Source organism: uncultured Psychroserpens sp. (genome assembly GCF_947501425.1).
Classification (GTDB): domain Bacteria; phylum Bacteroidota; class Bacteroidia; order Flavobacteriales; family Flavobacteriaceae; genus Psychroserpens.
Genome location: NZ_CANMVN010000004.1, coordinates 139,409 through 166,023, shown reverse-complemented (window position 1 = coordinate 166,023; position 26,615 = coordinate 139,409). Strand labels below are relative to the sequence as shown.

The window sequence follows — 26,615 nt, the reverse complement described above, 5'->3', positions numbered from 1 at the left end:
CAAAACGAAGAACATATGGCAATATTAAATTTTCAGAAACCCGATAAAGTAATCATGATTGATTCTACTGAGTTCGAAGGTAAATTTGAATTCAGACCTTTAGAACCAGGTTACGGATTAACAGTTGGTAATGCGCTAAGACGAGTGCTATTATCTTCTCTTGAAGGTTTTGCAATCACATCAGTTAGAATTGAAGGTGTAGACCACGAATTCTCAACAATTGCTGGTGTTGTTGAAGATGTTACAGAAATGATTTTGAACTTAAAGCAAGTTAACTTTAAGCGTCAAATTGATGAAGTTGATAACGAATCTGTGTCAATTTCTATCTCTGGACAAAATCAAATTACAGCTGGTGATTTCCAAAAGTTTATCTCAGGTTTCCAGGTGTTGAACAAAGACTTAGTGATTTGTAACCTAGATCCTAAAGTTAACATCAATATGGAGATTACTATTGAAAAAGGTAGAGGTTATGTTCCTGCTGAAGAAAATAAAAAAGCTTCTGCGCCAATTGGAACCATCTTTACAGATTCAATATATACACCAATAAAGAATGTAAAGTACAGTATTGAGAATTTCCGTGTTGAACAAAAAACCGATTATGAAAAATTAGTTTTTGAAATCATCACTGATGGATCAATTCACCCAAAAGATGCTCTAACTGAAGCAGCTAAAATATTAATTCACCACTTCATGTTATTCTCTGATGAGCGTATCACTCTTGAAGCTGATGAAATTGCACAAACAGAGACTTATGATGAAGAATCACTTCACATGAGACAACTATTAAAAACCAAATTGGTTGATATGGATCTGTCTGTACGTGCATTGAACTGTTTAAAAGCTGCAGAAGTAGATACTTTAGGAGACTTAGTATCATTCAATAAAAATGACTTAATGAAGTTCCGTAATTTTGGTAAGAAATCTTTAACAGAGCTTGAAGAGCTTGTAAATGTTAAAGGTCTTAACTTCGGAATGGACTTAGCAAAATACAAATTAGATAAAGATTAAATTATAATAATCATATTTTGCTCCTCAGAAAATGAGTTTGGAAGCAAGATGATAAATAGAAAGTCATGAGACACGGAAAGAAATTTAACCATTTAGGAAGACAAACAGCGCACAGAAAAGCGATGTTAGCTAATATGGCTTGTTCATTAATAGAACACAAACGTATCAATACAACAGTTGCTAAAGCGAAAGCTTTAAAACAATTTGTTGAGCCAATGATTACAAAATCAAAGGAAGATACAACCCATAACAGACGTATCGTAATGTCTAGATTAAGACAAAAAGATGCCGTTACTGAACTGTTTAGAGAAGTAGCTGTAAAAGTTGCAGATCGTCCAGGTGGTTATACAAGAATCATCAAATTAGGAAACAGACTTGGTGATAATGCTGATATGGCAATGATTGAGTTGGTAGATTACAATGACATCTACAACGCTGGTAAGAAAGAGAAGAAGACGACGAGAAGAAGTAGAAGAGGTGGATCTAAACCAGCAACTCCTCCAGTTGATACTAAAGCAACTAACGAAGAAGAATAAATGTTAATAAGCATTTAATATATAAAGGATAATCTGTTTCAGATTATCCTTTTTTTTATGCAATTTTGTAAAACTTTTTTAATAAGATGAGATACCAAAAACGTAAAAAAGCCCTAATCTTACTCGCTGATGGAACAATTTTCCACGGAAAATCAATAGGTAAAGAAGGCACAGCCTTTGGTGAAGTTTGCTTCAACACAGGTACTACAGGTTATCAGGAAATTTTTACTGATCCTTCATATTACGGACAATTAATGGTGGCTACCAATGCTCATATTGGTAACTACGGAACAAAGGCCGATGAAGTTGAATCTGATTCCATAAAAATTTCTGGATTGATCTGCAAGAACTTTAGTTTTAACTATTCACGCCCTGCAGCCGATAAGTCACTAGAAGAATTCTTTGAAGATCACAATCTGTTGGCAATTTCAGATGTAGATACACGAGCACTGGTAAGTCATATTAGAGATCATGGTGCCATGAATGCTGTTATCACTACTGAAGTGGATAATGTTGAAGGATTGAAGAAGCAATTAGCCGAAGTACCAAGCATGGAAGGTTTAGAATTAGCCTCTCAAGTGTCAACAAAAGAACCTTACTATTATGGTAATGAGAACGCAACCTATAAGATTGCAGCTTTAGATATTGGAATTAAGAAGAATATCCTTCGTAATTTGGCTAAGCGTGACGCTTATATTAAAGTCTTTCCTTACAATTCAAAATTTGAAGATCTAGAAGCATTTAAACCTGATGGTTATTTCTTATCAAACGGACCAGGAGATCCAGAACCTTTAGTAGAAGCTCAGCAAGTGGCAAAAGAGATCATTAAAAGAGATCTTCCTTTATTTGGAATTTGCTTAGGGCATCAGGTGATTGCTTTAGCTAATGGAATTTCAACATATAAAATGCATAACGGACACAGAGGCATTAATCATCCTGTTAAGAACCTTATAACTACCAAAGGCGAGATTACCTCTCAAAACCACGGATTTGCCATTAACAGAGAAGAGACCGAAGCACATCCAGATATTGAGATCACACATGTACATTTGAATGATCACACAGTAGCTGGAATTAAAATGAAAAATAAAAACTGTTTCTCGGTACAATATCATCCTGAAGCTAGTCCTGGACCAAACGATTCAACATACTTATTTGATGAGTTTATTCAGAATATTCAAAAAAACTAATAACGAAAAAGCAATGATTTTTAAATTTCATTGCTTTTTTTCTTTTACGAAAACATTATCGTTGAGATATAATGTAATTCTGCTATGATAGGATTCTATTTGGGGCAACAATTTCGTAAATTTGTAGTAATAACTTTTGTCACCTTGAGCGCAGTCGAAAGGTCTTTGTTATTAAGAACTTAAAATAAGTTCTCGACTGCGCTCGAACTGACGGAAACAGTTCAATAATATTTAATCAATTATAAATCAATACAAATGAGCATTATTATCAATATTCATGCAAGACAAATTTTAGATTCAAGAGGAAATCCAACAGTAGAAGTAGATGTGGTTACTGAAAACGGTGTTTTAGGAAGAGCAGCTGTACCTTCAGGAGCGTCAACAGGAGAACATGAAGCTGTGGAGCTAAGAGATGGAGGAAGTGATTACATGGGAAAAGGTGTGTCTAAAGCTGTTGATAATGTCAATTCTGTAATTGCTCAGGAGTTATTAGGTGTTTCAGTATTTCAACAAAATATGATCGACAGATTAATGATCGAGATCGATGGCACGCCAAACAAATCAAAGTTAGGTGCAAATGCTATTTTGGGAGTGTCATTAGCCGTTGCTAAAGCTGCAGCTAATGAATTGAACATGCCACTATATAGATATGTTGGAGGTGTGTCTGCAAATACGTTACCTGTACCTATGATGAATATCATCAATGGAGGTTCACATAGTGATGCTCCAATCGCATTTCAGGAATTTATGGTGATGCCAGTTAAAGCAGAAGACTTCACTCACGCGATGAAAATGGGAACTGAGATCTTTCATAATTTAAAGAAAGTATTACATGATAGAGGTTTAAGTACTGCTGTAGGCGATGAAGGTGGTTTTGCACCAAACCTAGAAGGAGGTACAGAAGATGCATTAGATACTATTGCAAAAGCTGTAGCTAATGCAGGTTACAAATTAGGAGATGATGTAATGATTGCGCTGGATTGTGCTGCAGCCGAATTCTATAAAGATGGAAAATACGATTACACCATTTTTGAAGGCGATTCTGGCAAAGTAAGAACGAGTGAAGAACAAGCCGATTATTTAGCCGAATTAGCTAAAAAATATCCTATTATTTCTATTGAAGATGGTATGGATGAGAACGACTGGGATGGCTGGAAATACCTTACCGACAAAATCGGAGATAGTGTTCAGTTAGTTGGAGATGATTTATTTGTGACTAACGTAGAGCGTTTATCGCGAGGAATTGAAAACGGGATTGCTAATTCAATCCTGATTAAAGTGAACCAGATTGGAACACTTACTGAGACGATTTCCGCAGTGAATATGGCGCATAATGCTGGATATACATCAGTTATGTCACATCGTTCAGGAGAGACTGAAGATAATACCATTGCCGATTTAGCCGTAGCTTTAAATACAGGTCAGATCAAAACGGGTTCTGCATCACGTAGTGACCGAATGGCAAAATACAATCAGTTATTACGCATCGAAGAAGAATTAGACGATGTAGCTTACTTTCCTAAAATGAATGCATTTAAAGTGAAGTAAGACTTTTATAAAATACTAGATTTAAAAAGCCTATTCGTTCATTCGGATAGGTTTTTTGTCATACTGAGCGTAGTCGAAGTGTCTTGGTTATTAGTAGTATAATTACATTGGTTTGTTTAATGCTACTAGAACGTATATAACAAGCCGTTAGTCAATTCAAATTGCGTCTTTGGAATACTTGAACTTACCGGAAATGCGTCATAGAAATAATTGAAGTTAGTCTTAAAGGCCAGATCTTTAAAAATTTCGAATAGGAGTGAGGTGTTACTCGACAAACGATAGTCACTAAAGGCATCAATCTTTGGCTGATAATAACTAGTGCTGATAATGCTTATCGTTTCCGTAGGATACATGCTGAATGATAAATACGCACTTCCTCTGATATCCTTTTGAATGCGATCGCTAATCACATCTGAAGCGCGTTCATATTCGTACATGACCAAAGTGCCTAAGTAAAATTTATAATTGTCATTTTCGCTGAGTTTAAAACGCGGACCAGTACCTAGCAAACCTCTAAAATCAATTTCTGAAATGGCATCATATTGGGCTTGCCCGAAAGCTTCCCATTTGATCCGGTCAGAGACCTTACGGTTGTATCTCAAATGCTGAGTCCCTCGATTAACCAGAGAATTGCCCTCAACCTTTTGAAAATTAAGATCGTTGACAAACAGCCACAAATTCGTCTTGTCATTATACTGAACATGAGCTTTGTTGGCTATTCTGAAAATATCATTAGTATTTTTAATAAGCGATATATCCAAGCTAACAGATCCAGACCATTTCGCAGAGTCGGTCGATTTACGTAAGGTCTCAATATTGACCACCTGAGCAAAGCTCTTAAAGCTTATCAAAATAAGAAGAAGTTTGACGTATCTCATGCCTGTTAAAATTTCCGAAGTAAAAATAATATTTAAGATTAAAATTTTGATGGATGATCTCAAGAATTAACCGATAAGATATTCACAATTTGTAAGGATTTTGAGATATCAATTTTATCAATCTCATAATTGTTAAAAGCATTATAAATAGACTTCGTAAATCCTTAGATATTTCGTAATTTTACGAGACTTAAAAACAATATAAAAATTCAATATATATGTCAGATAAAGCTACATTAGAAATCAATGGTGAGAAGTATGAATTTCCTTTGGTAGTAGGTTCAGAAAATGAAGTTGCTATTGATATAAAAGCATTAAGAGGAGCAACAGGTGGTGTAACTACCTTGGATCCAGGATACAAGAATACAGGAAGTTGTGAAAGTGCTATTACCTTTTTAGATGGAGAGAAAGGAATTTTAAGATATAGAGGCTATTCTATAGAAGAATTAGCTGAAAAGGCTGATTTCCTGGAAGTAGCTTATCTATTGATCTTTGGTGAATTACCAAACAAAGAAGAACTTGAAAAATTTCATTCTGATATCAAATCACATTCTGTTGTAGATGATGATGTAAAGAAAATTCTTGACGCATTTCCAAAGTCGGCTCATCCAATGGGTGTATTGTCATCATTGACAAGTGCATTGACAGCTTTTAATCCTTCTTCGGTTGATGTAAATTCTGAAGAGCAAATGTACAATGCTATTGTAAGGATACTAGGAAAATTCCCTGTACTTGTAGCTTGGACAATGCGAAAAAAACACGGATTACCACTAGAGTATGGTGATGATAATTTAGGCTATGTAGAGAATGTTTTAAAAATGATGTTCAAGAGCCCAAACAAAGAATACGAACAAAATGATATTCTAGTTAATGCCTTAGATAAATTATTGATCTTACATGCCGATCATGAGCAAAATTGTTCGACATCTACAGTGAGAATCACAGGATCCTCACACGCTGGATTGTTTGTGTCCTTATCTGCTGGAATCTCTGCACTTTGGGGACCACTCCACGGAGGAGCAAACCAAGCTGTTCTGGAAATGTTAGAGGCCATTAAAGAAGATGGAGGTGATACCAAAAAATATATGGCGAAAGCTAAAGACAAAAATGATCCGTTCCGTTTAATGGGATTTGGTCATAGAGTCTACAAGAACTTTGATCCAAGAGCTAAAATTATTAAAGTTGCTGCAGATGAAGTGCTAAGTGATCTTGGTGTTGAAGATCCAATTCTCGATATTGCCAAAGGATTAGAAAAAGAAGCTTTAGAAGATCAGTACTTTGTAGATCGTAAATTATATCCAAACGTCGATTTCTATTCTGGTATCATATACAGAGCTATGGGAATTCCTGTAGAAATGTTTACCGTAATGTTCGCTCTTGGTCGTTTACCAGGTTGGATTGCGCAATGGAAAGAAATGCGTATGCGAAAAGAACCAATTGGCCGTCCACGTCAATTGTACATTGGTGAAACGCATAGACCATTTAAGACAATCAACGAAAGATAGGCTATTTAAAAAACTATTAAAAGTGCCTGTGATTTGAGTACATGCTATGTCACATTGAGCGGAGTCGAAATGTCTTTTTGAGAACTATAGAGTTTTCGACTGCGCTCAAACTGACAGTTATGCTCAGACTGCAAGCACTTTTTTATATTTGCAACCTATGAAACTAAATATTCAAAACGAAACCTCGCGTTTACGAGCTGTTGTCTTAGGAATAGCTGAAAGTTGCGGACCAACACCTACAGTAGAACAAGCTTACGATCCTAAATCTATTGAGCATATCAAAGCCGGAACCTATCCGAAAGAAACTGATATGATCAAAGAAATGGAAGCTGTAGCAGACGTACTTAAAAAATATGATGTAACGGTTTACAGGCCTGAGGTAATCAAAGACTGTAACCAGATCTTTGCCAGAGATATTGCCTTTGTTATCGATGATAAAGTAGTTAGAGCTAATATTTTACCAGATCGTGATGAGGAAATTGAAGCCATCAGGTATCTGTGGAATCAAATAGAGGATAAAGACCGAATCATTCTGCCAGAAGAATGTCATGTTGAAGGTGGAGATGTCATGCCGTGGAATGATTATATTTTCATAGGAACCTATTCAGGAGAGGATTATCCAGATTATATCACAGCTCGTACCAATATGGATGCTGTAATTGCCATTCAAGAGTTATTTCCGCATAAAACAGTAAAGTCGTTTGAATTACGTAAATCTAATACTAATGCTAAGGAAAATGCCTTACATCTGGATTGTTGCTTTCAGCCTGTAGGTAAAGACAAAGCTATTTTACATAAGAACGGATTTCTTGTAGAAAGCGAATATCAGTGGTTGGTTGATTATTTCGGAAAAGAGAATATTTTTGAGATTACAAAAGAGGAGATGTACAATATGAACAGTAATATTTTTTCCATTTCTGAAGATGTGGTTATTTCTGAGCGCAATTTTACAAGATTGAATGCTTGGCTTCGTGAGAATGGTTTTACTGTTGAGGAAGTCCCTTATGCCGAAATTGCTAAACAGGAAGGCTTGTTACGCTGTTCTACAATGCCTTTGATTAGAGATTAAAAAAAGCAATACCCAAATCTTAATTATTTGGATATTGCTATATTAATTAATCAAACTAAATTCTAATTTTTATATATAAGTCTGTCTTTACCCATAGTTATTCTGGACGATTCACAGCAATTATCAATATCAAAAGTAATAGTTCCACAACCTGCAGCACTTCCAGTAATAGAACCTCCGAGTGGACCAAAATTTGAATTTAGAGTAAAGGTAGCTGTATTTCCATTAGAGCTTACCAATGTAATTCCCGGACTTACAGAAGCCCAGTTCACATTGCTAGCACCATTAAATGTATAGGTTAAGGTGTCTCCTTCAACACCACAATTTGGCCCGCTGATGGAGCAGGTAGGAGGTGGTGGAGACGAACATGGAAGCACAATGATATTATCCTTACAACCAAAACTGCCATCGCAAACGGCTTGAATCCAGCCTTGTTGAAAGTTACTACTAAAGGTGAAAGCTTGACTTGAAGTACCAAGGCCGTTAGGACCTAAAGGTGTAGCTGGAGTAATGCCGACACCGCTTTGATACGACCAATATACGTTTCCACTTGGATTACTTGTACATGAAATGGTGAATGTTGTTGTTCCTCCTGGTCTAATACATGATGGACCACTTAATGGACATGGTAATTCTGGATGGTAATCTATTTCATTAAATTGACTTTTACGCTGACTAGGATCATTAAAGCTTTCAGCCTCCATATTCAAAGTGTTGTCTGGTGCTGTGTCGTTATCAGAATTACAGGCATAAAGTACAACGAACATGAGTACTAGGCATGATAAAAATAGTTTCATTTGTGTTTTCATAATTTTATATGCAATTAAGTTTAATTCCTACTCTCTTTTTAGGATTTTCGGATATCTCCATAATGGATTAACACAATGAGAATTATCTAGAATGCTCACATTGATTTGTAACTATTTAAATGTAGACACTTTATTTGAGAATGTGCTAGGGATTATCCTTAGTATTTTTACGGAAAAGCCCTACAAAATGTCTGTAATGAAAGATGAGCGACTTTTTTATCCGAATTAAGACAAGATAATTTCATATTGGATTATTATCTCTAGGTCATTATACATAAGATTATATTGACTAAGAATGGGTTATAGAGCTAAATTAATCAATACGCTCAATAGTCCATCTCGTTTTCCTATAGGTAGGTCTGGCACCACAGCAAGAGCAATTGGTTTTGCCTACAATCACCCAACCATTTGGAATGTTCTTTTTACTACAAATAGCAACTTTAGATCCTACTTTCATAGTACTAATTTTTTTAATTGTGTACCGAAAGCGTTTGTAAGTAGGAGCTGCACCACAGCAGGAGCAATATTCAATTCCTGTAATCACCCATCCTTCTGGTATGTTTTGTGTAGAGCATATTTTTTTGGTTTGCCCAAGACCAGAATGACTCACACTTAAAAATAAAATAATACAGACAATACGTAACATAGTTTTCATAATCTTAAAATTTATGTCAAGTACGTGGTTGTTATGAAGGTATACAATACCTGATCATAGGTATTTTTTGATGAGATAAGCCTGAGTCAAACGAAGATCTTACAATTCATTACATCTATACAATGCTCGAGTCCTACTAAACAATAATGAGCAATTGGTTATATGCGCTGTAATTACTGTTGTTATTTAAATAGACTGTCCGAAAGTCAATAAGTTTGAGTCAGGATCCAGCAGTGCGAATTCTTTTTGTCCCCAAGGTTTGGTTTCTAATGCTCCATTGGGATGAATCTTAACTGCACTGTCTAATAAAGATTGATATAAGCTTTCAATGGCGTTAGTTCTTATATAGACTTGCCCATAATTTTCTTTAGGATTAAGGTCTTTAAACTCAAAGAAATGAATTTCTATATTATCTTTTTGAACCATCAAATACTGTCTATAATCACCAAGTTCTTTAAATCCTAACTGATTTACATAATAATCTCTGGTAATCGTTTTGTTACGCATTGGTAATTTGGGATTGATATCTGTTAGCATAATATGGCTTTAATGTTGAACATGTTTTTATGGTATAATGTAATTTAAAGTAGTCTACACATTTAGGTCTGATAGGCGTTCTATAAGGTGTTTTTTAGGGTTAGTTACGTTGGCTAGAACTAAATTAGTGAAAGAAAACGAATAAAACTGAAATTAGACGTAATTCGAATTATTAATTTTTCCAACGATATCCTTACATACAACTGAATATGTTGGATTAAATATCGCTGTATTTGATTCAAAAGTTAATAGTTCGATAAATGTAGATGTCGGATTTTCAATACCTGTTGTAAATCTGTCACAACCAAAATTCAAAGCTGCCTCGTCAGAGTTTACAGTATACGTGCTAGATTTACATTATGAAAAGCGAGTAGACGTAAACAGTCCTAAGGCATAAAACGTATGAGTATATCCGTTTTCAATTGAATTCCAACTCCAGGACCGTATCTAGTTTTTACAGACTTCTATTACATAATACAATAGAATAGCGACTTGAATCAAGAATCAAATCGCTATTACTTGTAAACGTTGTTGACAATAGTTTTTTCTTCTATTGATGTATTTTTATTTTGCTAGTAAAAATTTTGATATTTTTCTTGCAATTGAGTAAACATATTCCTCTTGTGTATTACTGAGTATAATTATTGTAATTCCTTTATTGGGGTAAATCCAGAAGTCTGAAGCAAACAGATTGCTAGCACCACCATGAACTACTAACTTATTCTCTGAATCATTATTTTCAATTCCCCAGCCATATCCATAGTGCGTATACATCCCATTGAATTGAAAATGGGGATAGAGATATGTAGCTGTTGTTGCTTCATCAAGTACTGTATTATCCCTTATAGATTGACTCCAGAGTAATAAGTCGCTGGCTCTTGTCAATACACCACCATTTGCTTTAAGATTAAGATACGGTCCATTGTCACTCCAATTCTCTTCATTTGGTTTTTTAGCTTCTTTTCCATCTAAATAACCGTTGGCAACCTCGTTAAGTTCCCAGTCTGGAATTACATAGCCAGTATGGAACATTTTTGAAGGTTTAAAAATGACTTCACTCAAGTAGGTCTCATAATCCATTCCGCTTACTTTTTCAATGATTAAACCAAGTAAGCTATATCCCATATTAGAATAATTGAAATTTTCTCCAACTGGACTTAACAGTTTACTACGGAATACTTTTTTAAGAAACCTTTCTTCCGTGATACTTTCATAATCGTCACCTATCCCGTCGGTTAAACCAGAAGTATGTGTAAGTAATTGATGAATGGTAATATCTTTTTTATCTTTTGGAACATTTTCAAAATATTTAGATAGTTTATCATCTGTAGACACCTTGTTCTGCATGGACAATTTTAGTATTGCTGCTGCAGTAAATTGTTTTGTAATCGAACAAATATCAAAAACGGTATTAACGTCATTTGTTTGTTGATTGTTCTTTTTGCCATAGGCCTTATTAAATATAATACTATCATTTTGAGCGACTAGAATAACTCCTGAAAATTCTCTTTCTGTTAGTTTTTTATCAATAGTCGTTAGATCATCAATTTTCAATTCTCCATTACGAACCGCTGTATAAGTTCCATCAGGTTGTGTGGCGACTAATTCTTTAAAAACACCATTTTCAAGATTTTTAAATTCTATGTTATACTCGTCTGATATTTTAAAAGAGAATTTGTGCTCTCCAGTTGCAACTAATTCATATTCTGGTTGTCCATCTACAAATAAAAATAGTTTAGTATTATTTTCTTTTGTGTATATCTCTATTATCATTCCTGCTGCTTCAAGCACATATTGTCCTACATATGGTTTTAAAGAATTGATAGCAGTTACATCAGTCGTTTTTTGTTTACTACCATTTGTGCAACTAAAGACCATAGATGAAAATAACATCATTAGAAGTATTAAGATTGTGTTTGTTGTTTTCATTTTAAATTTTTAGTATTTATTTTCTTACTGCTGTATATATTCCATCAGGTTGAGTGGCTATTAATTTCTTAAACACCCCATTTTCTGGATTCTTAAATTCTATTTTATATTCATTTGATATTTTAAAAGTAAATTGATGTTCTCCTGTAGGAACTAGTTCATACGGTTGCTGGTCTGTCAAGAATAAATATAGCTTAGAACCATTCTCTTCTGTATATATCTTAATCGTAGTGCCTCGCAACTCATACTCACCAACGTATTGTTCTAAAATCCTTAAATCAATATCTATAGCTTTAGGTCTATCATCAATTGCATTAGGCTTTGCTTCAACTCTTAACATGTCTTCTCTAGTATTACCAGTTCCAGTCATTTCATCATTAATCCATTTAATAAATTGTGATACTCTGGTGTAATTCTCTACGACACCGTACAAGCCTTCTGGACCGTCTTTTGTATCTTGCCACGAGCTAATACCAGCTAGATATACAATATCATCTTTAACAATAAAAGCTGGTCCACCACTATCGCCAGGGCCACTAATACCTTCATGTTCGGTAAGATATTTTGTTTTGGTGTCGGGATGATCAAAGGTCCATCTTAACCATCTTTCGGTAGCTTTTTCTATTCTGTTGGTAGCACCTCTTTGCTTGCCGTCGTTACCATTTATTCCAATTAATCCGTCACCTTTATCTCCTCTACCCACCATATAGATAAGCTTATCTACTTCATCGTTTTTCATATATAATTTTGCTTGTAGTGCACCAATAGGTTTTGTCTTAAGATGTACTAATGCGATATCATTTAATGGTTCCATGGAAGTATATTCTTCGGTATTTTCCCATTCCTTATACATAATCACCTTGTCAACTTCTATTTCAGTATCATTGATTATGACGAAATGTTTTAGTCCCGCTTCAAATTTCTCTGCAATTCCTACAGCACAATGGGCTGCTGTTATTGCCCATTCATCGGCTATTATTGTGCCTTCACAATCAGGTAAGTTTAGATGACATATGTATTTTTCAAAACGCTTTGCTAGTTCGATAAATTCAGCGTCCTCTTTATCATGTCTAGTTATCATAGAATCGTGTTCGCTACTATTTGTGTAATTAAAGCTTACTAGTAGTATTGACGACGTTAGAAGTAATATGATTGATTTTATTTGTTTCATTTTTTATTTAAATTTTTGAATTTGATTTTATTATTCTACATAAACAGTGTTGTAGGTCATACTTTTACTCTACGAGTAAGAAGTTTGATATGTCTCCTGCAATCGTGTATACAAATGGGTCAAGTTCATTACTGAGTACAATTATTGTAATTCCTTTGTTTGGGTAGAACCACATATCAGATGCAAACAAATCAGTGGTGCCTCCATGTAATACTAATTTATTCTCGGAGTCATGATTTTCAATTCCCCAGCCATATCCATAGCTATCGTAAATATTTGTAGGTTGAAAATGTGGAAAAAGATATTTAGAGGTAGTTGCTTCATCTAGTACTGTATTATTCATTATGGATTGACTCCAGAGTAACATATCATTGGCTCGGGTTAGAATACCTCCATTTCCTTTGAGGTTGAGATAAGGTCCATTTTCATTCCAATTCTCTTCATTTGGCTTATTATTTTCAACACCATTCAAATAACCGTTAGCCACTTCATCTTCTTGCCAATCTGGAATTACATAACCAGTATGGTACATGTTTGAAGGTTCAAAAATCTCTACATTTAAAAAGGTTTCATAATCCATGCCGCTGGCTTTTTCTATGATTAAACCAAGTAAGCTATAGCCTACATTAGAATAATTAAATCTTTCCCCAACAGGATCAATTAATTCGCTATCAAAAACTTGGTCTAAAAACTCTTCCTCAGTAATGGTTTCATAATCTCCACCTATTCCATTTAATAAACCAGAAGAATGGGTTAGCAACTGATGAATGGTTATATTCTCTTTATCATTAGGAACATTGTCAAAGTAATTTGATAAGTTATCATCAACTGACAGCTCATTTTGCATCTCTAGTTTTAAAATTCCTGCTGCAGTAAATTGCTTTGTAATAGAGCCCATATCAAAAACAGTATTGATATCATTAAACCCATTTGCTTGACTATTTTTTCTTCCATAGGCTTTGTTAAATAAGATATCGTCATTTTGAGTGACTAAAACAACACCTGTAAAGTCCCTTGCTATAAGTTCTGTATCAAGTGAAGAGAAATCATCAATTTTAACTTCATCATCATTATTAGAACAACTAAAGTTCATTGATAATAATGACAGTGCTAGAAGTAATACGATTGTTTTTATGTTTTTCATGATTTTATATTTTGATTAATGAGTAAGAGCCCAAGTTAATTGGCTTGGGCTTTTAGAATATTAAGTTTTAGAAAAAGAAATAGCCTATGGATAGCTGAACTACACCGTTTCTGTTTTTATCTGTAAAACCGTCTACATCATTAATATTAGATAGTCCAAGATTATACCTTGCGCTAAAATTGAGACCGTTATCAAGTTTATAACCGACACCAAAATTCACACCAAAATCTATAGGTTTTAAAAGATCTTTATAATCTAAAGTTCCACCTTTAGTAGAAAGCAAATAACCTATTTGTGGACCTGCTTCTAAACTCAATCCTTTTGTAACATAGTACTTCCCGATTAATGGAACATTTAAATAATTTAGAGCAATACTCCCTTCTGATTCAATGTTTGTATCTGCTCCTTGTCCAGAATATATTAATTCGGGTTGGAAAGAGAATTTGTCTGAAATCTTAATTTCTGCCATGACTCCCAAATGAAAATCTGTGTTGGGATCAAAATTTTTTGTGTTGTCTCCGGTAATGAATGCAAAATTCAAACCTGCTTTAGCACCAAACTTAATTTCTTGTGCGTTAACATTTAATAATCCTATAACTGCAATAGCAGTTACTAATAATACTTTTTTCATAAATTATGTTTTTTGATTTATGGGTGCAAACGTAGATTTCAAATCAAAACAAAACGTTAATATTGAGATTGAAGACGTACTGAAACAATACAATTACACGAATCAGGACGTTTGATTCGTTCTATCATATACCTAACTAAAATGATTTTTTGAGATTGAAACGATAGGATACCCTCAATAGTAACAGGTCTAAAGATTCAGAATTTGACTTGACTATTATTGTATTCTTCGTTCCGATGTAATTGGGAGTAACTCCAAGGTGTTGATACCTTAATGATAGCGTGAAATTATTAAGATGTGCACCAATACCTATTCCAACAGTAACATTTGGTTGACTTATTTTGGTTTTATCATCTGTGTGCACAAATGTAAACAATGACGAATATCCTAATCTTGGCTCAACAAAACCATACGTTTTTACAGGTAATCTATATAGCACTGTAATAGCAGAAAACTTGAAGTCATTTGAAGATAATGTTTCCATATTTTCATCTACAATAGGTGTTGTGCCTAGAATGAAATTTCCACCAGTAGAAACGTCTAATCCTAATTGACCAAACTTGTAAGGTTTTATAATATTAAAATGTAATTCACCTTTACCACGAGCGTTTTTATTACCCACTACATTTCCAATCCCTACACCAATTTCCATGAATGTATGTTGAGCAACAATGGATTGTATTTTGAATAAAAAAAAAGCTAATAGTAATACATACCTCGATTTCATTTTTTGTAAACAGTGCTTGAAAATACTTTTCTATAAAAAAGTAGCGATTTTATCCACTAACGATAAAGATTAATGCAAATACTCCTCTTTATCTTAGCAATAAAATCGCTGTTTTGTTTATGTAATTTATTTTTAAATTAATATGAATAGTCGTTATTCTATTCCAAATGCTTCACTAAAACCTTGTTCGATGAAGCCCTCAAAAGGCTCATCATGACCGCCAGTCCCAGAAAGTATGTTCGCGTTTTTAGACTGTAAAAATGAAATTTCTTCAGCTGTAAGACTACCAACGGCTTCATCTGTTTCTCCATAAATGTATGTGATATTAGATAAGCTTTCTATAGAACTAAAATGCTGGGTATATCTGTTCATTATCAAACCAGCAAACAACTTAGCTTCATTTCTTCCGAATATAGTTTCCTCTGGTTCTGAGTTTAATATTGGTGTAACACCATTTTCAAAGTCTCCAGTTCTGCCTTCAGCTAGAGCCTGCCAAAAAACATCATTCATATCTAAACGTCCCGTAATAATTAGATACTTGTCAGCTACATCTATGCCTTTTTGAGCTATGAGTTCTTGGGTTATAAATGCACCAAATGAAAGACCTAAAACATAAACAGTTCTGCCTTCGTCTTTAAAATGATTGACGACCTCATATAGGGTTTCTATACTTTGATTGTTAAAATTAACGGCGTCATCCAGAGTAATATCATTGTTAAGCAGTATTTCTGGATTTAAGGTCTGCGCTTGATGCACATTCACAGTTAAAATACCTCTAGGACTTAAAAATCCGGAAAGATTATCCACTAATTCTTCATCTAACACGATAGAAGGTCCGGCTTGTGCATTAATGAGAACAGTGGAAGCCTTTTCGTCTCCGCTGAAATAGATTAGATCCTTAATATTTTGAGGTATGTCATTAAATGTCGGAGTAGGAGGTTTATCGTCATCATTTGAACAGGATAACATAATAACCGATAATAAGGTGGTTAAAATTAGTTTTGGAGTTGTTGCGCCATATTTTATACGCATCATTTTTGTCAATACTTTTTTCATTGATTTTTGTTTTTTGATTTATACCGGCAAAAGTATAGTTGTCAAAAAAACAAAAGAGTAATTTTTTTACTGAAGAAGTACTAATACAGTAGATTCAGACGAATCAGGACGATTTTTGGTGTTTTCTGAAAGCACCTGGAGACATTTCTAAGCTCATTTTAAAAACATTATAGAAAGCACTCTTTGATTTAAAACCAGCTTCCATGCCTATGGCCTCAATTGAGTATTTATTAAATGAAGGATCTTGCAAAAGATGTTTAGCTGCTTCAATGCGATATTCATTTACAAATTGGATGACACTTTTATTGATTTCCTGATTGATAATTTGAGATAAATAGCTTTCACTGGTCTCCAATCGAGTTGCTAGATCTAATCTACTTAAAAGCGGATCTTTATACAATTCTTCATCCTCCATTAACTTGTAAAGTTGAGTAATTATTTTAGACGTAGTAGCACTTTTTATTTTCTTCTTTACTGGAACGCTAGCTGTCTTTTTGGAAACCAAATAATTATGTATTTCCTCTTTTTGATCGATCACTTGCAATCTAAATACACCATAATATAAAATCCACCATAAAAATAAACACATAGATACCCATAGAATGTATGCAGTATATATGGAATTAAATAGATATATTTCGATTCTATTGATGATCCAAATGGTAATGAGACCTATAATAAACAGGTTTAATCGTAGTAGCCAATGTTTTTTGTTTTTAGAAATAGAGGTCGACTTCTGGATTAATGTTCTTCCCCAGAAAATTAAAAATATATTAAAGCCTATAGATGTAAAATCTTTAATGTAAAAGATAATGGAGTCATAAATTGAGCCATAAAGGTCAAATACAAACAAAGCGAGTTCAAGAATAACAGAGGCAAAGAACGGCAGATATATCAATTTGTACCATTTACTTTTTAAAATTGAGTGGTTTAAATGAATTAAAAAATAGGTAAATAATGTAGCTGCAAATAGAAAATCTAATCTTAAAAGTGTAAGAATTTCAACGAGTAGGCTAGAGGTATTAATACTAAACCAATCAATCAAGGTCAAATTAGAAATCAAGAATAGAGATAATGAGAGATAGTTATTTGCGCGATTCTTGTAGAATTTTGTTGTAATTAGTGAAATACTAACAAAATACCCTACAATAACACTTGCAATCATCACAAAGTCTAGTATGGTTTGATTCATTATGTGTTATAAACAGAAGTTAAATGATTCATAATCTATGTTTAACAGATATGATTCATAGAATAAATATATAGTGCTTTTATTTATGAAGACGTAAAACTATAGCAAATGGTTGCCTAATGTTTTAATATTAGCTTTTTTTTAACTTGCTATACATTTAGTTATGCAACGTTATGTTTTACAATTCCAAACTCCTCTAACATATTCCATTTTCCGCTATTTATTTGCTCAATCAGACTAATTTTTCCAAAACTCAATTCAGTTGGTAAGTCATAATTTCCAATGCTCTCAAATATATCATTAGTGCAAGTCGCATTTCTTGGATGCATTAGTGTTATATGAGGAACTTGTTCTTTTTTTAGTTCAGTTTGTCCCAGAACTAATTTCCGTAATGCTTTAAATTCGTTGTTGCTGCCAATAGATGAAATGTAAACACCTTTTCCGTCCGCAAACCGTTCGGCTTTTCCAAATTCAATTCGGATTGCTTTTTCTAATGAAATCGACTTTATTCTTTGAATAGTTTTCTCAATCGGTTCAATTTCGTCTTCGCGACAAAGCGTAACATGTGCAGGTATTAAATGGTATTGTCTTGGATTAAATTTGGCTCTAATTTTCTCAATACTACCATTCGGTTCATTAATGAACAAAGTCAATTGCCTTCTAATTCTTTCCATTTGTCACTACTATTAATCAACGTGTTTGTGTATGGTTTGTACGGCTGAGAATCCGCAGGATTTTCTGATGTAGTAAATCGTAAGTTTAAAGTTAGTAATTTAAATTGGAGTAGAGAAGTAGTATTAATTATACACGTTGTTGTGCTTAGTTTTTATTATCAATATCGCCATCCTTTTTTAAGTGTATTTTTCTTAAACTTTCTGCGTATTGAACAAAAGAGCCGTCAAAAAATTGTTTATTTGGACTTTCTAATAGTGCTCCAAAGCCAGGAGTTAGTATCATTCCATCAACTAAGGATTTTCTAGATTCCCAATTTTTTTTGCTCAACATTTTGTTTTCGTTCTGTAAAAATAGATTCTCAACGTGTCTTATTTCCGCGGCAAATAAGTGAAAACCATGATTATGTTCTTCTTCGGTTAAGTTATCTGGATTCGCTCGGAAAGTTGAAATTATTCTTGATGTTTCTTTTGAAGAACCTAAACTTAGAAGTATATGAATGTCTAGTGCCGCAATCTCATGAAAAGTTGAGGCTTGTGTTGCTTTTGTATTACTTCTTATTTGTAATCCAACAAAAATCAATGAAATGATAACAGCAAGGGCTGATATGATTTCAGCAATTAAAGCATATTCTTCAAGTATTTCTTTCATAATTATCTTCTTTAGTTCTATTATTAAAAATTCAACTCATTAATTTGCTTGTAGTAATTTTTCCATTTTCTGAAATTAAGCACAACTAGTTATATGCTCACTAAAATACATAATAATCCTATTCTATACTGGATACTACAACTCAATGGCATATTATTAATTTACTATTCAATCCTCAGGAGCTGCACTCATCGCTAAATAATCAGGATCGTCCTTAAACATAGCTTCGCCCTTAATCAACCAAGCAAATCCAAAGCTTTCAACAGCTAAAGTTTCCATCCAAAAGGTAAGTCGGTTGTTATTATAGGTGTCCTCTGGGATCACGTCCACAATCCCTAAAACAATCACAAGCAATGACAGAATAATCAATCCACCACACACTTTATAAATGGTATTTCGAATGCGTTTTTTACGCCCTTGCTCTGATTTAGGTTTATTTGATTTTGTAAATAACTTAATCGACATATAAGCCAGTAAGGCGATAAATATTCCTGCCGAAACCAAATGAAAAGTTTCCCTAAATCCTGCACTTGCATTACCCTTTATATACGTCACTGAGTATTGTTTTAAAGTGTCACAACAGGCATCACTTAAATTTCCTGTGGGAAAGAATACTACAAACAAAGCACATATACCTGCTATGGTAGAAATATAAAAGTCGATGGGCTCTTTTCCGCTGTAAACAATGAGAAAAATAGCAATCACACTCAAAATAACAGTGAAGACGGTTCCTGCTCGAGTATAATAATAGTGACTTATAGATTCGATAGGCTTGCCGAGATCAAAAAACAGAAAGGTAATGATGATGAGCAGAAATGGTAAAGCCATGCCTAAAACACCTATCAGTTTCCGTAAAGTCTTACTCTTTTTTAGCCAAATATCATCTTCTTTAGAATAATCTAGGTTAATCATTTCATTAACCTTTTGTGTGAATTGATTTTGCATAATACTCCCTTTTAATTCAAATACAGCTTTTTAAACGCATCGTTTTCAGATGATTATAGCCCGTCTAAACGAAGATAGCAGTTTTGGTGATACAAAATATACGTAGTTCTACGTATATTTTGATCAGGCCAATTGTGTTGTTTGAATGCTAACTTCCAATTCAGGGACTGCACCCACGCAATACTGCGTGGTAATGTGCAGATCGCTATTAAAATCATCATAATGATGAGGAATTGGTTTCGGTACTGTTAATCCACTTTGGTTGACCAGTAAATGTTCGTCCTCATACACTTGTATATCGGTGAGTACATACAACTGACTGCGCTCTTTAAGTTGGTCTTTGTTGATTACTGTATTGACTTTTGGAAAATGTAACGCATTAGTATCAACGCTATCAATCATAGATTCTTTACTTACTTCATAAACCTGTACCAATTTGTGATAATGCGTATTTCCTAAATCTAAAGAGGGAATCCCTTTGGTTTGAGTTGCTAAAAAGAGTTTGATCTTTTCTGGGATAAAAATAGCCTCAGGTTTGGCTTGTTGCATCAAGTTATAGAAGATAGGCACTTGCTGCTCTTTGTCCAGAGCACGTTGCATGGTTTCGCTAATGATGATGTCTGGTTGTTGCGCTCCATATCGATAACATGAGGCATCATCCTGTACAAAGGAAATATCATAGTTGTCCAATCCTAATGTAGACACCACATGTTTTACTAATTTCAGACTTATTGGGTTGATTTCTAAAAATGTATAGCTAATATTGGCATTCGGATATCTCAACAACACTGGAAGTAGGAGTGTAGCAAAAGGTCCAGTACCTGCATACAGTACCTGCAACTTAGTATTGGTTTTTATCTTGTCTTTAAATGCTTTTTCAATGCCTCTTACAAATTGTCGAGTACGCATAATGTCATCCAAACACATGGCTGCCCAAAGTGGTCCTAAGGCTTTCCCGTTGTTAAAGTGAATATCTTCTCTGGCCTCACGATGGTCGAGTTCGGTATCTATGATTCGCTTTAACAAGTCACCATAAGCTTTTGAAGATGTTGTCAAGCGTCCGTAATCAATAGTATTCTCAAAATAGGTTGCAGTAATACGAAGCAATTCTTGTTTTAAATCCATAGTGTGGTTGTATTAGCCGTGTAGATTAAAATTGTGTTTTTAAAACTATTAACTAATACAACGAGATGCAATAGGTAAATCTACCTGATTTTATTTAGCTGGCTACAAAACCATCCCAACGTTTCATGTAAGTAATGAAGGCATCGCCTAAACCTTCAGATTTAAGATATGCTTCGGAAACGGGTAATTCGGTAGGAGTGAAGTTCGGGTTATGAATCACTTGCGCAGGAAAATCATGATGTAATATTGCAGAGCGACCAATGGATACAAAATCAACACCAGCCTCTAAAACCTTATCAACGTCGTGTCCTGTTCTGATATTTCCAGCTACAGTCCATTTTACATTTTTGAAGTCCAATTCTACAAAGTGCTGAAGCAGACTTTTTTCTTGATGTGCTTCCTCTTCTGGGTCTTTAAAAACATTCCAAAGTGAAATGTCTAAAAAGTCAATCTGACCTTCTTCCACTAAGCGAACACATATGGCTTTGATCTCTTCTAGCTGCATACCAAAACGTTCAGGTGATAATCGAACACCTAAAGCAAATTGTGATCCGCAAGCTTTGCGTATGCCATTGACAATTTCAAATAATAAACGTGCTCTGTTGTTCAGGTTTCCACCATACTTATCGGTACGTTTGTTGATTTTTGAACTCAGAAATTGAGTTAGAATATAGCCATGAGCACCATGTACTTCCACGCCATCGTAACCACATTTTTGTGCTCTGATGGCTGCAGTAATAAAGTCATCTCGCAATTGGTATATTTCGTCTAATGTTAAGGCACGAGCGCCGTGTTTTTCACTTTCCGAAGGACAAACAGGACTAGTACCTATAATCTCTTTCGGAGAACGCATACCTGCATGATGAAGTTGGATAATCGCCAAACTTCCCTGAGCTTTAATTGCAGCGGCCAGACGTGTATGGCCTTCAATATGTTGATCGTCATAAATGCCTAATTGTCCGGGAAATCCTTTTCCAATAAATTGGACATGAGAAGCGCAGGTCATCGTTAATCCGAATTGCCCTTTAGCTCGCATCACCAACCAATTGTATTCATCATCAGAAAGAGTACCATCCTCATGACTTTGCGTATTGGTCATTGGCGCTAACATAAAGCGATTTTTCATGGTAGCACCACAATTAAATTCTAAAGCTGTTTCGGGTGTATTTTTCATAAATTAATAGCCTCTTAACCATTGTGCAAAAGCTTCAAAGCTTTCTGTATTATTATCTAACCACTCTTGAGAACTTTCACTCGCAGATTGCATAACGTAATGGCAATAGGCAGGCATATGGTCGCTTTGCGATAAGTTATCATAGAATGGAATATAGAGATTCCAGTAGATGCCTTCCTTTTTATCATCTCTTAATTCACCAAGCATACCAAAGAACGAATCGGTGTTTTCAATAAAGAGTTCATCATCAGATTTGCCTTCATTTTTCTCAAGAGATTTAGATGCCTCAAGTAGCGAAATCATCAATTCTGCAGCTCCAAAATCTTCATCCTTGTCTTTGTCATCATCATTAGGCAGCATCAAGTTGATATTGATGGTATTGGGTTTCTCTTTGTCTTTAGTCACATTATGCGCCATCATGGTTTGAATCATACTGGCTGCCTGTGGTGAGCGATTGCTTGTAGGTTCTAAAAAGAGAAAGTAGTGTAAGTTCAATAAACTTTGTACGCGTTTGTTTTTATCAAAATTGATATAGCCTAACATTAAATGACTACTAGAATGATCACTCTTTTGCTCAATGCCTTGAATGAGATAGGTTTCGGCATTATCTAAATCGTCTAATTTATAATAGTTGAGTGCAAGGTTATAATAGAGTAGGTTTTCATCCTTGTACTTTTTTATGGCTTTTTTAAAGAGTTTTATTGACTGTTTGGTTTTGCCAAGATTATCAAGACTTGATCCTTTAGTGATATATGATTCTTTAACATAAGGACCATCGTTATCAATGACCACATCGCTATATTTTATGGCATTCTTATAATCTTTTTTATAAAAGTAACTCAAGGCAATCTCATAATTGACCAAGGGCGAATTTCGATCAATCTTTAAAGCTTTCTTGTAGGTTTTAATGGCTTTGTCGTAATCGCCTTCATCGTGATAGACAATACCTTCATCAACCAAACTGATAATTTCATCCTGATCCTGACTATAATTAACATGGAATGATAAGATGCAAAGGAAAAGGAATAGATATTTCATATGTAGCTGTTTTTGTACAATATAAATATGCAAAAACTTTTTACAGGAACAAAGTGAAATATCAAAAACGAGTGACTATTTATTCCGAAGCAACAGCAAATTCTAAAGCGGCACCTATAGCGCCTTTGGTTACTTCATATACATAAGTAACATCCATATGTGTCAAATCATCTTTAGCTGTATGGTTAACAGGCGACTCATGTTTTTCGAATAATCCGGTAATAGTAAAACCCTGATCTTCAAAAGGCATATAATCTGAAGCATAGGCATTAGCGATTTCGGTTTTTAAATTGGAATAGAGTTCCATGTAACTGGCCAATTGTATTGTTACCGCATTAGAGGCTTCATTATTAGATTTCGGTTTTCCAAGATCTCGTTCACAAACTATCGTATCATTAGTAAGTCCATTTACGCCTCCAACTTCATCAATATTAAAAACAAGTTTGATGTCTAAATCTTGAGGAATTACAGTGTTTTTTACATAATACTTACTACCTAATAGACCATCTTCTTCACCTGAAAAATGAATGAACTTTATCGAATATTCAGTGTCTATATCTTTTAATAGTCGTGCCATTTCCATAATGAGAACGGTTCCAGTACCATTGTCGTTTGTGCCAGGACCATTGATGGTGTCGTAATGTGCATCGATAATGATATAGGTGTCAGGATATTTGGTTCCTTTTTTAGTGACTATGATATTGTTGCTTGTGCCTTTGCGATAGGTAAAGGCTTGAAGTTCAATATCAGTATAGTCAAGAGATTTATAGTAGTCTGTAATCCAATTTTCAGCATTGGTAAGTGCTTTAGACCCTACAGTTTTAACACCAAAATTTTCAAAAGTGGTCAAGTGATTAAGAATTGTTGCTTCCGAAGTTTTTGAAACGATGTCTGTATAGAACGAATTAGCAGTTTGTGCTGAAATGGTTTGAAATACTGCGGAAATGAGAAGACAAAAGACCAGTTTTTTCATAGGTTGAAGTTTTAGATGTGAATTAGAATTTATTTTCGGTAAAGGAAATAATTGTCAACCAATTCTATGTAAATCCGTTTAGCTTCATCTTCGGAAACATCCTGAACCTGAAACAAGGCGTTGGTTTTAAAAGCATTGATGATAGGTTTGCTACTGCTAGGTCTGCTGTAATCGTTAGTGGCTTTTTTGTAGTACGCGTAGAGACGAAGAAGGAAATCGGCAGGAAATGGTTCAGTATGCGCATTGATGCGTTCTACTGCTGTATTAAATGCTATGTCTAATTCTTCTGATGTCATAGTTTTTCGGCAATAATACTTTCACCACCTCTTACTTTTTGGTTGAGTTCTACTTTGATATCAGCATCTAAGGGCAAAAATAAGTCCACTCGTGATCCAAATTTTATAAATCCTGAATCAGCGCCTTGAATAGCATTGTCGTCCACTTTCGCATAGTTGACAATACGCTTTGCCAGAGCTCCTGCAATTTGTCTGTATAGAATCTTTCCGAAGTTTTTATTTTCAACAACTACAGTAGTACGTTCGTTTTCTTCGCTGGCTTTGGGATGCCAAGCTACAAGGTATTTTCCTGGATGATACTTACTATAAGTTACATTTCCGCTAATAGGATAACGTGTGACATGTACATTAATAGGCGACATGAATACAGACACCTGAATGCGTTTATCATTAAAGACTTCTTTTTCAAATACTTCTTCGATCACAACAACTTTTCCATCAACGGGAGACACAGCAGTGTGGTCTTCGAGCTTTGTATGTCGTTTAGGATTTCTGAAAAACTGTAGAATAAGGATCAACAATACCAACATAGTCACCATAAGCAACAATCGCAACCATGGAATATCAACAAAGCGATCTATTAAGAGCACAGATCCTGTAACGATAGCAAATGTGATAAGTATAATTTTATAACCTTCTTTATGAAACATAGGTAACAAGTCTTAAAAATAAAAATATAAAAGGTGCAGCAAAGATAATACTATCTAACCTATCAAAAAGACCACCATGGCCAGGCATGATAACTCCACTGTCTTTAACATTAGCCTGACGTTTAAACTTAGATTCTATAAGATCACCTAGTGTTCCGAAGACACTAACAATAATACTTAGAATCAACCAGTTTGTAAAGCTTAATGTTTCAGTAAAGTTAGCAATAAAATAGCTAGCAACACACGAGAAAAAGAGTCCGCCTAAAAAACCTTCAACTGTTTTTTTGGGAGAAATACTTGGAAACAATTTTTGCTTTCCAAAGTTTTTACCAACCAAGTAGGCAAAGGTATCATTGACCCAAACCAGTATAAATGATCCTAACAAAAGCAGTGGTGTAAAGGTTTGATTAAAATTGGCAATACAAATCAAAAAAACGAAGCCACTAGATAAGTAAAAGGTAGTTATGATAAAACGTTTTGAACTAAATAGCGGGATGGTTTTTTCTGAAAAGAGGTCTTTGATGAGTATAAGCTGTACAAAGATGGTAATGACGAGTAATATCTGTGCAGCTTCATCAATGCCTCGAGCAGAGTCTGCTATAATTTTCCAATAAGAAAACCCTAGATACATTAATGTGAACACTACATATGGGAAAAAACTTTTTAGTTGAATAAGTTTTTTAAACTCAGCCATGCATATCAATCCAAACACAAAAAAGAGTGCGATAAGTGCATTTTGCCAATATAGAGAAGCAATAAGAAGAGACACATATAATAGTCCTGAGAGTGCTCTTGTACCGATTTCTTTCATTTATAAATCTTCTAGGAGCAACAAATATAAGTTTTTTGAGCTGCTTCCGTAAGTAAGAAAGTCTTTATCTTCGACTGTTTTAAAATGCTTTATAGTAGTGATATTAGTTGGGATTTTCTCTCTGTTTTTCCCTTTAATTCCACGCAGACCTTCTCCTATGTTTTGAACAAACTGGCTAGTAGTAGCATAAATGATGAAATTATCAGGTAGTTCTTTTAATTTTTTCTCAGCGATCTGATTGGAGGAGATTAGTAAAGAACCATCATCAGAAATTAGGTATTCACAGGTAGAAAAGAAAAATGTGCTTTCAGAAATACGTCTTGTGGTATTAAAATTAAAATCTTTAAATAGTTCATTTAAACGATCATCAAATAATAAAACCTTGCTGTCTTCCCAATTGTTTTCTTTTAAAATGGAATTTAGGCTATCCTGAATTTCTTGCATATTTTCACAATACAGAAACTTTCCACCATTAGCTTTGAAGTTTATAGTAAATTGTTCGTCTACTGGCAGCTTTATTTCAGGCATGTATTTGCCTCTCTCTTCGCTTTTTATGTTGTCTTCAGGAGTGTTTTTTAAACCGAAGATTTTACGAAATAGACTCATGTATAGGGATAGCTATTAACCTAATTGTATTAATGTATTTCTCAAATATAAAAAAACTTAAACTAATGTGATATTAATTTAAGTTTTTT

28 protein-coding genes are annotated in these 26,615 nt (G+C 34.3%); 6 read left to right on the top strand and 22 right to left on the bottom strand.

All coding sequences use genetic code 11. From position 1 onward, the window contains the following. The first annotated feature begins 15 nt into the window (after nucleotides 1–15). The 4 genes from Q0951_RS07515 to eno all read left to right on the top strand — a co-directional run bounded on the left by Q0951_RS07515 (nucleotide 16) and on the right by eno (nucleotide 4,282). On the top strand, nucleotides 16–1,008 hold the full coding sequence (locus Q0951_RS07515) for a DNA-directed RNA polymerase subunit alpha (protein ID WP_298903618.1): 993 nt from the start codon (nucleotides 16–18) through the stop codon (nucleotides 1,006–1,008). Between the two features lie 65 nt (nucleotides 1,009–1,073). Then, entirely contained in the window at nucleotides 1,074–1,544 is a 471-nt protein-coding gene (rplQ, locus tag Q0951_RS07510; RefSeq protein WP_299335965.1) for a 50S ribosomal protein L17, read from the top strand. A gap of 86 nt (nucleotides 1,545–1,630) precedes the next feature. Continuing rightward, nucleotides 1,631–2,734 carry a glutamine-hydrolyzing carbamoyl-phosphate synthase small subunit gene (gene carA, locus Q0951_RS07505; RefSeq protein WP_299335964.1) on the top strand — a complete coding sequence of 368 codons (1,104 nt, stop codon included), beginning with the start codon at nucleotides 1,631–1,633 and terminating at the stop codon, nucleotides 2,732–2,734. A gap of 255 nt (nucleotides 2,735–2,989) precedes the next feature. Further along, entirely contained in the window at nucleotides 2,990–4,282 is a 1,293-nt protein-coding gene (gene eno / locus Q0951_RS07500) for a phosphopyruvate hydratase (RefSeq protein WP_299335963.1), read from the top strand. A 125-nt stretch (nucleotides 4,283–4,407) separates the two neighbouring features. Here eno and Q0951_RS07495 read toward each other — a convergent pair whose 3' ends face one another. Then, nucleotides 4,408–5,160: a DUF481 domain-containing protein gene (locus tag Q0951_RS07495; RefSeq protein WP_299335961.1), complete on the bottom strand. Its 753-nt coding sequence runs from the start codon at nucleotides 5,158–5,160 to the stop codon at nucleotides 4,408–4,410. 218 nt (nucleotides 5,161–5,378) lie between these two features. On the opposite strand from Q0951_RS07495, the gene Q0951_RS07490 reads away from it, so the two are divergent. Together Q0951_RS07490 and Q0951_RS07485 are read left to right on the top strand one after the other, a co-directional pair. Continuing rightward, nucleotides 5,379–6,665, top strand: coding sequence for a citrate synthase (locus Q0951_RS07490; protein WP_299335959.1), 1,287 nt, complete (start codon nucleotides 5,379–5,381; stop codon nucleotides 6,663–6,665). 157 nt (nucleotides 6,666–6,822) lie between these two features. Continuing rightward, on the top strand, nucleotides 6,823–7,734 hold the full coding sequence (locus Q0951_RS07485) for a dimethylarginine dimethylaminohydrolase family protein (RefSeq protein ID WP_299335957.1): 912 nt from the start codon (nucleotides 6,823–6,825) through the stop codon (nucleotides 7,732–7,734). A 62-nt stretch (nucleotides 7,735–7,796) separates the two neighbouring features. On the opposite strand, the gene Q0951_RS07480 is transcribed toward Q0951_RS07485, so the two are convergent. From Q0951_RS07480 to Q0951_RS07380, 21 genes are all read right to left on the bottom strand, one after another. Further along, nucleotides 7,797–8,531 (bottom strand): hypothetical protein, encoded by a 735-nt coding sequence (locus Q0951_RS07480; RefSeq protein ID WP_299335955.1) that lies wholly within the window; start codon nucleotides 8,529–8,531, stop codon nucleotides 7,797–7,799. Nucleotides 8,532–8,856: 325 nt separating this feature from the next. Next, nucleotides 8,857–9,198, bottom strand: coding sequence for a hypothetical protein (locus Q0951_RS07475; RefSeq protein WP_299335953.1), 342 nt, complete (start codon nucleotides 9,196–9,198; stop codon nucleotides 8,857–8,859). 186 nt (nucleotides 9,199–9,384) lie between these two features. Further along, entirely contained in the window at nucleotides 9,385–9,735 is a 351-nt protein-coding gene (locus Q0951_RS07470; RefSeq protein WP_299335951.1) for a VOC family protein, read from the bottom strand. A gap of 564 nt (nucleotides 9,736–10,299) precedes the next feature. After that, a complete protein-coding gene (locus Q0951_RS07465; protein ID WP_299335949.1) occupies nucleotides 10,300–11,664 on the bottom strand; it encodes a serine hydrolase in 1,365 nt (454 codons plus the stop codon). 16 nt (nucleotides 11,665–11,680) lie between these two features. Then, nucleotides 11,681–12,835, bottom strand: a complete 1,155-nt coding sequence (locus tag Q0951_RS07460) for a trypsin-like serine protease (RefSeq protein WP_299335948.1) — start codon at nucleotides 12,833–12,835, stop codon at nucleotides 11,681–11,683. Nucleotides 12,836–12,899: 64 nt separating this feature from the next. Further along, nucleotides 12,900–13,979 carry a serine hydrolase gene (locus Q0951_RS07455; protein WP_299335946.1) on the bottom strand — a complete coding sequence of 360 codons (1,080 nt, stop codon included), beginning with the start codon at nucleotides 13,977–13,979 and terminating at the stop codon, nucleotides 12,900–12,902. Between the two features lie 67 nt (nucleotides 13,980–14,046). After that, a complete protein-coding gene (locus Q0951_RS07450; protein WP_299335944.1) occupies nucleotides 14,047–14,610 on the bottom strand; it encodes a porin family protein in 564 nt (187 codons plus the stop codon). 136 nt (nucleotides 14,611–14,746) lie between these two features. After that, nucleotides 14,747–15,337 (bottom strand): hypothetical protein, encoded by a 591-nt coding sequence (locus tag Q0951_RS07445; protein WP_299335943.1) that lies wholly within the window; start codon nucleotides 15,335–15,337, stop codon nucleotides 14,747–14,749. Between the two features lie 153 nt (nucleotides 15,338–15,490). Further along, nucleotides 15,491–16,393 (bottom strand): hypothetical protein, encoded by a 903-nt coding sequence (locus tag Q0951_RS07440; protein ID WP_299335941.1) that lies wholly within the window; start codon nucleotides 16,391–16,393, stop codon nucleotides 15,491–15,493. 103 nt (nucleotides 16,394–16,496) lie between these two features. Further along, nucleotides 16,497–17,585 (bottom strand): helix-turn-helix domain-containing protein, encoded by a 1,089-nt coding sequence (locus Q0951_RS07435; protein ID WP_299335939.1) that lies wholly within the window; start codon nucleotides 17,583–17,585, stop codon nucleotides 16,497–16,499. A 161-nt stretch (nucleotides 17,586–17,746) separates the two neighbouring features. Next, complete coding sequence (locus Q0951_RS07430) at nucleotides 17,747–18,259, bottom strand: 2'-5' RNA ligase family protein (protein ID WP_299335937.1); 513 nt, start codon at nucleotides 18,257–18,259, stop codon at nucleotides 17,747–17,749. 145 nt (nucleotides 18,260–18,404) lie between these two features. Further along, a complete protein-coding gene (locus Q0951_RS07425) occupies nucleotides 18,405–18,908 on the bottom strand; it encodes a hypothetical protein (RefSeq protein ID WP_299335935.1) in 504 nt (167 codons plus the stop codon). 168 nt (nucleotides 18,909–19,076) lie between these two features. Continuing rightward, the gene (locus Q0951_RS07420) at nucleotides 19,077–19,853 is read right to left on the bottom strand and encodes a hypothetical protein (RefSeq protein WP_299335933.1); all 777 of its coding nucleotides are present in this window, start codon (nucleotides 19,851–19,853) and stop codon (nucleotides 19,077–19,079) included. Nucleotides 19,854–19,976: 123 nt separating this feature from the next. Then, nucleotides 19,977–20,978 carry a hypothetical protein gene (locus Q0951_RS07415; RefSeq protein WP_299335931.1) on the bottom strand — a complete coding sequence of 334 codons (1,002 nt, stop codon included), beginning with the start codon at nucleotides 20,976–20,978 and terminating at the stop codon, nucleotides 19,977–19,979. Nucleotides 20,979–21,072: 94 nt separating this feature from the next. Further along, a complete protein-coding gene (locus tag Q0951_RS07410) occupies nucleotides 21,073–22,152 on the bottom strand; it encodes an NADH:flavin oxidoreductase (protein ID WP_299335929.1) in 1,080 nt (359 codons plus the stop codon). Nucleotides 22,153–22,155: 3 nt separating this feature from the next. Then, nucleotides 22,156–23,190 carry a tetratricopeptide repeat protein gene (locus Q0951_RS07405; protein WP_299335927.1) on the bottom strand — a complete coding sequence of 345 codons (1,035 nt, stop codon included), beginning with the start codon at nucleotides 23,188–23,190 and terminating at the stop codon, nucleotides 22,156–22,158. Between the two features lie 79 nt (nucleotides 23,191–23,269). Next, a complete protein-coding gene (locus tag Q0951_RS07400) occupies nucleotides 23,270–24,163 on the bottom strand; it encodes a M28 family peptidase (RefSeq protein WP_299335925.1) in 894 nt (297 codons plus the stop codon). Between the two features lie 29 nt (nucleotides 24,164–24,192). Beyond that, nucleotides 24,193–24,459 (bottom strand): acyl-CoA-binding protein, encoded by a 267-nt coding sequence (locus tag Q0951_RS07395; RefSeq protein ID WP_299335923.1) that lies wholly within the window; start codon nucleotides 24,457–24,459, stop codon nucleotides 24,193–24,195. Then, entirely contained in the window at nucleotides 24,456–25,109 is a 654-nt protein-coding gene (locus tag Q0951_RS07390; RefSeq protein ID WP_299335921.1) for a phosphatidylserine decarboxylase family protein, read from the bottom strand. The genes Q0951_RS07395 and Q0951_RS07390 overlap by 4 nt, the downstream gene beginning before the upstream one ends. Continuing rightward, nucleotides 25,099–25,920 (bottom strand): phosphatidate cytidylyltransferase, encoded by an 822-nt coding sequence (locus tag Q0951_RS07385; RefSeq protein ID WP_299335919.1) that lies wholly within the window; start codon nucleotides 25,918–25,920, stop codon nucleotides 25,099–25,101. The genes Q0951_RS07390 and Q0951_RS07385 overlap by 11 nt, the downstream gene beginning before the upstream one ends. Continuing rightward, on the bottom strand, nucleotides 25,921–26,526 hold the full coding sequence (locus Q0951_RS07380; RefSeq protein ID WP_299335917.1) for an LUD domain-containing protein: 606 nt from the start codon (nucleotides 26,524–26,526) through the stop codon (nucleotides 25,921–25,923). Nucleotides 26,527–26,615: the final 89 nt, after the last annotated feature.

Excerpts from the sequence above, each read along its gene's own strand:
- Q0951_RS07515 (WP_298903618.1), top strand. The coding sequence starts at position 16 with ATGGCAATATTAAATTTTCAGAAACCCGATAAAGTAATCATGATTGAT.
- rplQ (WP_299335965.1), top strand. The coding sequence starts at position 1,074 with ATGAGACACGGAAAGAAATTTAACCATTTAGGAAGACAAACAGCGCAC.
- carA (WP_299335964.1), top strand. The coding sequence starts at position 1,631 with ATGAGATACCAAAAACGTAAAAAAGCCCTAATCTTACTCGCTGATGGA.
- eno (WP_299335963.1), top strand. The coding sequence starts at position 2,990 with ATGAGCATTATTATCAATATTCATGCAAGACAAATTTTAGATTCAAGA.
- Q0951_RS07495 (WP_299335961.1), bottom strand. The coding sequence starts at position 5,160 with ATGAGATACGTCAAACTTCTTCTTATTTTGATAAGCTTTAAGAGCTTT.
- Q0951_RS07490 (WP_299335959.1), top strand. The coding sequence starts at position 5,379 with ATGTCAGATAAAGCTACATTAGAAATCAATGGTGAGAAGTATGAATTT.
- Q0951_RS07485 (WP_299335957.1), top strand. The coding sequence starts at position 6,823 with ATGAAACTAAATATTCAAAACGAAACCTCGCGTTTACGAGCTGTTGTC.
- Q0951_RS07480 (WP_299335955.1), bottom strand. The coding sequence starts at position 8,531 with ATGAAACTATTTTTATCATGCCTAGTACTCATGTTCGTTGTACTTTAT.
- Q0951_RS07475 (WP_299335953.1), bottom strand. The coding sequence starts at position 9,198 with ATGAAAACTATGTTACGTATTGTCTGTATTATTTTATTTTTAAGTGTG.
- Q0951_RS07470 (WP_299335951.1), bottom strand. The coding sequence starts at position 9,735 with ATGCTAACAGATATCAATCCCAAATTACCAATGCGTAACAAAACGATT.
- Q0951_RS07465 (WP_299335949.1), bottom strand. The coding sequence starts at position 11,664 with ATGAAAACAACAAACACAATCTTAATACTTCTAATGATGTTATTTTCA.
- Q0951_RS07460 (WP_299335948.1), bottom strand. The coding sequence starts at position 12,835 with ATGAAACAAATAAAATCAATCATATTACTTCTAACGTCGTCAATACTA.
- Q0951_RS07455 (WP_299335946.1), bottom strand. The coding sequence starts at position 13,979 with ATGAAAAACATAAAAACAATCGTATTACTTCTAGCACTGTCATTATTA.
- Q0951_RS07450 (WP_299335944.1), bottom strand. The coding sequence starts at position 14,610 with ATGAAAAAAGTATTATTAGTAACTGCTATTGCAGTTATAGGATTATTA.
- Q0951_RS07445 (WP_299335943.1), bottom strand. The coding sequence starts at position 15,337 with ATGAAATCGAGGTATGTATTACTATTAGCTTTTTTTTTATTCAAAATA.
- Q0951_RS07440 (WP_299335941.1), bottom strand. The coding sequence starts at position 16,393 with ATGAAAAAAGTATTGACAAAAATGATGCGTATAAAATATGGCGCAACA.
- Q0951_RS07435 (WP_299335939.1), bottom strand. The coding sequence starts at position 17,585 with ATGAATCAAACCATACTAGACTTTGTGATGATTGCAAGTGTTATTGTA.
- Q0951_RS07430 (WP_299335937.1), bottom strand. The coding sequence starts at position 18,259 with ATGGAAAGAATTAGAAGGCAATTGACTTTGTTCATTAATGAACCGAAT.
- Q0951_RS07425 (WP_299335935.1), bottom strand. The coding sequence starts at position 18,908 with ATGAAAGAAATACTTGAAGAATATGCTTTAATTGCTGAAATCATATCA.
- Q0951_RS07420 (WP_299335933.1), bottom strand. The coding sequence starts at position 19,853 with ATGCAAAATCAATTCACACAAAAGGTTAATGAAATGATTAACCTAGAT.
- Q0951_RS07415 (WP_299335931.1), bottom strand. The coding sequence starts at position 20,978 with ATGGATTTAAAACAAGAATTGCTTCGTATTACTGCAACCTATTTTGAG.
- Q0951_RS07410 (WP_299335929.1), bottom strand. The coding sequence starts at position 22,152 with ATGAAAAATACACCCGAAACAGCTTTAGAATTTAATTGTGGTGCTACC.
- Q0951_RS07405 (WP_299335927.1), bottom strand. The coding sequence starts at position 23,190 with ATGAAATATCTATTCCTTTTCCTTTGCATCTTATCATTCCATGTTAAT.
- Q0951_RS07400 (WP_299335925.1), bottom strand. The coding sequence starts at position 24,163 with ATGAAAAAACTGGTCTTTTGTCTTCTCATTTCCGCAGTATTTCAAACC.
- Q0951_RS07395 (WP_299335923.1), bottom strand. The coding sequence starts at position 24,459 with ATGACATCAGAAGAATTAGACATAGCATTTAATACAGCAGTAGAACGC.
- Q0951_RS07390 (WP_299335921.1), bottom strand. The coding sequence starts at position 25,109 with ATGTTTCATAAAGAAGGTTATAAAATTATACTTATCACATTTGCTATC.
- Q0951_RS07385 (WP_299335919.1), bottom strand. The coding sequence starts at position 25,920 with ATGAAAGAAATCGGTACAAGAGCACTCTCAGGACTATTATATGTGTCT.
- Q0951_RS07380 (WP_299335917.1), bottom strand. The coding sequence starts at position 26,526 with ATGAGTCTATTTCGTAAAATCTTCGGTTTAAAAAACACTCCTGAAGAC.